The sequence below is a fragment of the uncultured Capnocytophaga sp. genome, from assembly GCF_963525585.1.
Taxonomy (GTDB): domain Bacteria; phylum Bacteroidota; class Bacteroidia; order Flavobacteriales; family Flavobacteriaceae; genus Capnocytophaga.
In genome coordinates this window covers 1-7194 of sequence record NZ_CAURLX010000066.1, presented here as the reverse complement: position 1 = coordinate 7194, position 7194 = coordinate 1, and the positions used below count along the sequence as shown (strand labels likewise).

Below are 7194 nucleotides of genomic sequence, written 5' to 3'. Positions count from 1 at the left end.
ACTTTCAATTTACCTGTAGTAGCATCCGCTGTAAGTCCTGTAAGACCTCCATTGTCTGGAATAGTGATATCCACATCTGTTGGCGCCACTGGGTTACCATTCAAACGATCATTGCTTAGTACTTCTACTTCACCTCCCTTAGCTACTGAGGTATCTGGATCATCATTTGCTGTAATTGTCGGAGCTGATGACGTTACTTTAATTTCTGCAATTGCACTCTCTACAGTACCACAGCCTGTGAGCTCTACCCAATAGAAAAGGCTTCCTATTTGGTCAGTAAGTGGTCTATAAGTTGCCGTAGTAGCCACTTGTGTTACATCACTACCCGTTTTGCTATTAGTAGTATTTCTATACCACTTATAAGCTGTAGGCGTTGTTCCTGAAGAAACTACTGAAAGAGCTGTTGCTGTAGCATTCTGAGTATAAGTAGCCCCCACCGGAGAGGTAGTTATAGCTGTTGCTGGTTCCTTATCTTTTATCTCAAACTCTGCAGAAAGAGTTGATGTACATCCGTCTTTAGTAGCCTTTACCTTATACTTACCTACAGGAAGGTTTGAAATTACACCATCTGTTCCTACTGTGACGCCTGTTACCTCTGTATTATCAGCTGATTTGATAAAGGTATAACTTACATTATCATAGTTACTAATTTTCATTACTCCTATTGTCGTACAGTTCGGAGCTACTGATTCCGTTATTGCAGGGGTAGCAGGAATGGTTTTCTGGGCTTTGATCACAAAGCTTGATGAAGCTCCCGATTCACAGCTACCATTCTTAGCGGTAATTGTATAAGTACCAGCAGCAAGACCCATTAGCTCGTGGGTGGTTGTATTCACTGTAAGCTGGTTTCCATTATGCCAATAGGTTTGTCCTGACACATAATTATCAATTACTGCTTTTGTAGGTGATGTACAGCTCTCTGCTGTTAGGGTAAGGGTTGGTACTTGAGGAGTGACCAACTTATCCTTTAATTCAAATTCTGCTGAAAGAACCGATTCACAACTATCTTTCTTCGCTTTTACCTTATATTTACCAACAGGAAGGTTGGAAATTACACCATCTGTACCTACTGTAACGCCTGTTACCTCTGTATTATCAGCTGACTTGATAAAGGTATAACTTACATTATCATAGTTACTAATTTTCATTACTCCTATTGTCGTACAGTTCGGAGCTACTGATTCCGTTATTGCAGGGGTAGCAGGAATGGTTTTCTGGGCTTTGATCACAAAGCTTGATGAAGCTCCCGATTCACAGCTACCATTCTTAGCGGTAATTGTATAAGTACCAGCAGCAAGACCCATTAGCTCGTGGGTGGTTGTATTCACTGTAAGCTGGTTTCCATTATGCCAATAGGTTTGTCCTGACACATAATTATCAATTACTGCTTTTGTAGGTGATGTACAGCTCTCTGCTGTTAGGGTAAGGGTTGGTACTTGAGGAGTGACCAACTTATCCTTTAATTCAAATTCTGCTGAAAGAACCGATTCACAACTATCTTTCTTCGCTTTTACCTTATATTTACCAACAGGAAGGTTGGAAATTACACCATCTGTACCTACTGTAACGCCTGTTACCTCTGTATTATCAGCTGACTTGATAAAGGTATAACTTACATTATCATAGTTACTAACTTTCATCACTCCTATTGTCGTACAGGTCGGAGCTACTGATTCCGTTACTGTAGGTGTTGCAGGAACAGTTTTTGGAGTCTTGATCACAAAGCTTGCAGATCCTAATGATTCACAATTTCTATTTTTGGTAGTAATGATATAGGTACCTGGCGTAAGTCCTGTAATCTCGTGAGTAGTAGTATCTACTGTAAGTTGGGAGCCATTATACCAATAAGTTTGTCTTGATTCATAGTTATCAATCACTGCTTTTGTAGGGGCTGTACAACTTTCTGCTGTTAGAGTAATAGTAGGCGCATCAGGAACCGTTTTCTGAGCTTTAATTCTAAAGACTCCAGAAGCTTGGGACTCACAGTTACCATTCTTAGCCTTAATTGTATAACTTCCTGCCCTAATAAGTGTAGTAATGCGATGGCTAATAGGATCTACTGCTAACTGATTATTATTAAGCCAATAAGTATATCCTGACTGATAGTTAGTAATAATTACTTGAGTGGGAGCTGCACAGCTCTCTGGAGTAGTAATAAAAGTTGGTCTATCAGGAGTTTGAGTAACCGATACCACTACAGGAGTACGGCTTTCCCCCTCACAGTTTCCTACAACTTGGCTTGCATAGTATGTAGCTGATTGTAAGGTTGTTGTTGCTACTAAGGCTGTGCCTCCTGTACTAGTGGTATACCATTTCAGATTGGTAGCTGTAGAGAGGTCTGCCAGTGTTTTCCCCTCACCAGAACAGAACTGTTGAGGAGTTGTCACTGTAGGAGCTACAGGGTTCTGTAGTACTACCTTCAATTGGGCACGAGAGGTCTCACAATTGCCTAAGGAAGAAGACGAAGAAGACTCTGCCACATAGTAATAACCTGCTCTTAGAACTGTATTTCTTGCAAGGGCTGTACCTCCTGAAGCATTCTCATAAATCTTTAATGACCTATCACTATCATTATTATCTATATCATCCCAAAGAGTTTCTACTTTAGTACCAGCACAATAGGTATAGGTTGGACGTGGAGTAGGAGTTGCTACAAGAACTATTGTGATAGCCCTACGGTCACTCTCACATCGTCCTGTCTCTTCTGTCGAATAGTAGTAAGTTGTTGTTGTAAGTACAGTTGTATCTGTAAGAGGTATTGTGGCGGTATTACTAGCATACACCCTTATGGTACCATTTACGGTATTATCTATATAATCCTTAAGATCTGCTATAGTCTTTCCTTGACAGAAATTTCCTGCATTAGGAGCCGAAGGGGTAGGTGTCTTATAGGTAACAGCAACAATTAATGGTGTTTTTTCACTGGGACACTTACCAGCCTCACGGATTGTATAGAAATAAGCACCTGTAAGAGATACCCAAGCATTATCAGCTTGTAATCTCCAATTACGGCTATCAATTCGTGTAAAAATTCTCACATCACCCCCTATAGAAGCCTTTAGATCACTTACACGTGGCCTATGTCCTTGCGGCAGACACACCTCAAAGCGGCGAGCTGTAGCAGGAGTGATATTGGTTGTTTCTTTGGTCAGTGTCAGCGGTGTTAGCTGACTCGGACACTTACCGGTCTCTTGTGCTCTATAGTAATAAGGCTCTGATTGCCATATAATAAAATCATTAGCAGCAGTTAGAGAGGTATTTCTGTATATCTTCACATTTGTATATCCCAAAGCCTCAATCTTTTCTGTAAGTTCTGCTATTGTCGTATCTTCACAGATAGTTAAGGACAAAGGAGCTGACGTGGAGAATGGTGCCTGTTGTAGGGTAACTTTATAGCGTAGGGAAGGACACTTACTTGTCTCCTGTACTGTAAAGGTAAGGTCGGAGGCTATGAAATTCAAATTGGAGTCTGGACGATAATTAGTAATATCCGTATCTCCCATATAGAGCTTAATAGTTTTTCCTACATACTTAGCTCTAAGAGCATCCAATACCTGTCCTACAGTAGCGTGTATTCCATTTCCTCTAAAACTACACACCTCTACTTGTTCGGGTTGGGCTGAGGTTCGTTGGTCAAAAGGAAATGTAAGGGAAGCCTGTGCTGTTATACAAGGATATACTCTTTTGGCATAGGTATATCCCACATTATCCTCTATCAAAGCATCATCGGCTAATGCCTCACCATTCTTATAAATAATCACATTCTCCTTATCGTCAGGATCCACCAATTCCTTGAGCTGGCTCACTTTAGTCAGACCACACTGAGTTCCTGTAAGTGTTTTGGCTGTTACAGCAGTTTGTCCTTCTACAGTGATAGGAATAATTGTCTCTACACAGTAATCTTTTTTGGTATAGTGCAGATAGAGTGTATGAGTCGTACCGTGAGCTATGGAAATTGCATAAGTCCCTAATAATTCAGCGGTACCTGCTTGCGCATTAGACTCTGAAAGATACCAATGAAACTCAGGTTCTAGGGCTCTTACTTGAGGGCTTCCTTCAAGGATTAAAGTCTTGAGTTCGTTCATCGTAACAGAGGAGTTGCATACCTTTAACCTATCTTTAGTGGTTGGAGTTATCTTACGGTTAATAGTCAGTTTAGCCTCTACACTACTAATTTTTCCTTGACAAGGACTCCATAATGTATAGACAAAGGTATGTTCTCCTTTGATATAGGTACCTATGTTTATCTTATAGTCATTTGATACAGGAATAACCCCTTCTTTGTCTGTAATAGTCGCTGTAACCCCACCTGAAAGGGTAGGCATATTGCGAAATAGAGGTTTAAGGTCAAAAACTGTATACCTATCAATACATATAGTAGTAGACAAAGGTGTAGGAAGGGTAAAGGATGGATAGCTTGTTTTTGAATTGAACTGATAAGGCTGTATTGCTCGTGAGATACACGTCTGTACCGCAGGCTTGGAAGGAATTTCCAGTACTGCTATATAGGTGTTCCCAACGGTGAAATCGTCTGAAGTCAATGTCAGGGTAAGAGTTCGCCCTACCCCCTTAGGAGTGGTCATATCGTCTGAGCGATACCACTTAATAGAGATGCTTGGTCCCAAATCAGGTATAGAAAGGGTAGCCTGTTGTCCTAAACAATAAAACTCCTTATCTGCTACAATAGTCGGAGCCTGCAAGTTCCCCAAAGTAGTCTCTACGACATCAGATCTTAGACAACTATCGGTTACCTTAAATAAATATTTGGTATTGAGGTTACTATCAGATAGATCTATAAAGAAGTTATCTCCCTGTTGCTCGATTCCTATAGGTGTAGGGTTGGTCTGTCCTGGTGCTGCCTTGGATACCAATTCGTATTTGAAAGGTGGTGTTCCCCCTTTGGGTAATACCACTATATGATACTTACCCCCTGTACAACCAAAACCTAACACAGAAGGCTTTTCTAAGTCCCCTTTGAATTCTTTTTCAGAAAGCACTGTCTCACAATCGAAGCCATAGCCTTCAGAACCTACCCTACGGATAAGACGGAATTTTCCTTTTTTCACATAGGTAATTTCCTCATTGATAGGGCTATTTGGGATTAAACTGTGATGAGAGTTAGAATGGGCTAATCGCCAAGTATTGGAAGCCTCATCAAAATACTCTACTGTAAATACTGCTTTATGATATCTAGAATCCCTATCGGAAGTAATCTGACCTGTTAGCTTAGGGGTACAGCCCTCTACCCAATTGAAATTATAAGTTTCCCCTGTCAGCTTTAGATTTGTATAAGTCTTAGTAGCCCCGCACTTATTGGTAGCTTCTATGGAATACTTTCCAGCAGGTAAATCATAGAGCATCCAAGTATCTTGTTTTACCAAGTCTGTAGCAGTGAGTGTATAGGGCAATGCAAAGGGCAGTTCGGCAGGATTGCCATCATAAGCGGTCACTTTTAATTGTGTAATTTCGCTTCCTCCAGCTTTTGTGATTCGCATAGAGGCATAAGGAGCAGCTGTAGCGGTAACTCCCTTACAACTTTCAAAATTCACAATACCTATCAGTGGTGGCTCTGGAGCTGTTGATTGGGTAATGGTTACCGCATCCAACAATTCAGAACGAGAAGAACATTCAGCATCTACCAAACGGAAACGGAAAGTATCCCCTTGAGAAAGAAAATCAGGAGCTACTATCTGAGAAGGATTATCAGAATTATAGTTGTTTATCAGCTTGAGATACTTGTCGTGCAGTAGCGGATTGGAACTATTAATCTTGTAGAATCCCGCCCCTTCATAGTTGAAACCAACAGGTGCCTGCTCTACCACCACATACATATTGAGATAAGGCACCACACGATTGGTCTTATTCTGCAATTGTAGATGTACCCTATGGCAAGCGGTAGTATTATTGGTGGTTGTTTCCTTTACTATTAAGTTCTTAAAAGGATTGACCAGTGTCGCCTTGACGGAAGTCAATGTTTTAGTAACTCCACAGACGGTTACTGTTGCGGTTGCTTCCCATTCTCCTTCTTCCTTAGGGATACGTTGGTCTGTAAGCCTGCCAGGAACATACATATTATCAGAGTAATAATGATGTTCTAAATATAGGGCTGAGTCTCTATAATTATTTATATTACGCTCTATCGTATAGACTGTACCTGAAGGCGCTTTTAGGTCAAACTTCACCGTAAAAGGGAAAGGTAAATTCTGTGCTAAAGCAACATTTCTTACATTAGGTCCTCCAATCCCCAAATCATAAAAAGCCATATAGCCACAACTATGTTCATACAACCCTGTCAAAGTAGTATAGGTAAAGTCCATCATATCATTTCCAACTGTGATATCTTTAGTATTGGCGGCACCCCCTGAAGATCCTGCACAGAAATCCTCTACCCTTACCTTATAGTTACCCGCAGGTACGTGGGTGAATACATTGGAAGTTTGCTTAGGAAATCCTGCTATAGGGTTTCCTACAGGATCCAAAAGTGTATAGTACAAAGGTGAATTCCCTGAGGTAACAGTCACTCGTATTCCCGAGCCCTCGGAAGCACACTTTGCAGGAAGATAGGTAAGGTCAAAATTAATTGCTCTGGTTCTATCCAATATTTTAATAGCTCTACGAGGTGCTACAGCAGGCGCCCCTGATGAAGGTTTAGGTTCAGCCTTTACCTCATAGGTACCTGCCTTAAGAGATTGAACCCCTGTAACTGGAGAAGGAATGGTAGCATAACTTTCCCCATTTTTTTTATGATAAAAATTATACTTACTATTATCGGCACCTGTTCCTACCACTTTATAATAAAGGGCAGCAGTTCTATTACACCATTCGTGTTCCACACGTATGGCTATGCCTAATGCGGTCTGTGGGGTAATTTTATACTCAAAAGCTGTCTGATATACACAACTACCTTTCTGTGCTTTTAAGGAAAAGAGTCGTTCTGTATCGATAGCTCCTACATTGATATCCACAGAAGTATCAGCCGTTGTATGGGTATAAGTATATGTATGCCCATTCTGATCTGAGAATGTATATGTTACCCCATCTAAAGGATACTTAATGGTAAATACACCATCCTCTCCTTGTGTTACTTTATCAAAAGTAGAAATACGCGTTTGCTGAAGTGATTTATAAACATTTTCATCACATTCTTGCGCTTTTATTTTTGCGCTAAAAGAACATAAGCACATCAGTATCAAA

General features: G+C 40.7%; 1 pseudogene. It reads right to left on the bottom strand.

From position 1 onward, the window contains the following. Positions 1-7194 (bottom strand): annotated as a pseudogene (locus tag RYK20_RS10435) (hypothetical protein); the annotation flags it as partial.